Source organism: Pseudomonas sp. 18058, from assembly GCF_902706155.1.
GTDB lineage: Bacteria > Pseudomonadota > Gammaproteobacteria > Pseudomonadales > Pseudomonadaceae > Aquipseudomonas > Aquipseudomonas rustica.
Map to the genome: position 1 here is coordinate 1 of NZ_CACSJY010000132.1, position 458 is coordinate 458.

The following is a 458-nucleotide window of genomic DNA, read 5'->3' on the forward strand; positions in this document are numbered from 1 at the left end:
CACCAGGATTGGGCGACGAGGTTCAGCCCGCCGTTGTAGAGCGCGTCGATCATGCTGCGGCTCCTTCCACGGCGGCGGGGGCGGCCGCGGCAGCCTGGCGGCCATCGGCCGTCAGCTGCAGCGAGGGCGCACGGCGCACGAGGCTGTCGAGCTGGTAGATGGCGGCGACCACGGGCTCCGTCGCACCGGCCGCGATGGCCGGCACGGCGGCTGCCGCGGACGTCGTGTTGGACAGGCGGGCGGCCGGCAGGTGCGTCGGCAGCTCGGCGCCGGTGGCGCCCACGGCGTGGGCCAGCACCTCCTGCGAGGTCTCGAAGCCGATGCCCTGCACACCCAGCAGGTTGCCGAGCACGCGCAGCACCTTCCAGGCCGGACGCGCATCGCCCAGGGGCTTGACCACGGCGTGGAAGCCCTGCAGGCGCCCTTCGGCATTCACGAAGCTGCCGGAGGTTTCGGTG

1 protein-coding gene is annotated in these 458 nt (G+C 73.6%); it reads right to left on the reverse strand.

All coding sequences use genetic code 11. The features are described 5' to 3' along the window. Positions 1–49: 49 nt before the first annotated feature. The coding region (locus GVL50_RS28490) for a molybdopterin-dependent oxidoreductase (protein WP_159815851.1) at positions 50–458 on the reverse strand (409 nt) is incomplete at its 5' end.